This window comes from Oleiphilus sp. HI0132, from assembly GCF_001635845.1.
Map to the genome: position 1 here is coordinate 1 of NZ_LWGJ01000631.1, position 377 is coordinate 377.

At 37.9% G+C, this 377-nt stretch carries 1 protein-coding gene; it reads right to left on the reverse strand.

Annotation, left to right across the window (positions count from 1 at the left end):
- Positions 1–377 (reverse strand): MCP four helix bundle domain-containing protein (locus A3766_RS07720; protein ID WP_197479421.1); only part of this gene is annotated, 377 nt, incomplete at both ends.

Here is a 377-nt window from a genome sequence, read left to right on the forward strand (position 1 = left end):
TCAAACATTTCGTTAACTGCATAACGGTAAAGGTCATAGTTACTTTTAATACCAATAACGAGCGCCTTCATTTGCTCATCAGATTCAGCTAGTTTTTCAAGACTGACATATCTTTCATCAAAACTTTTAGCGCCTTTATCGAATGATTTTTTAAAACTAGCAATCTCATCCTGATTCTCAGCATTAAATGCCAGAGAACTGAGTTTTGCTAATTTTAGTAGCTGTATCTGTACATCGTTACTTTCTTTCACGACAGGCACAGCCGTTTCATTCACCCTTGAGGTTGACCCATTGATGTCATTAAGATTCCATAAAGATGATAGCCCGGACACCAATAGCAAAGAGATGATAATGGCAAAACCGAGACCGACTTTCTG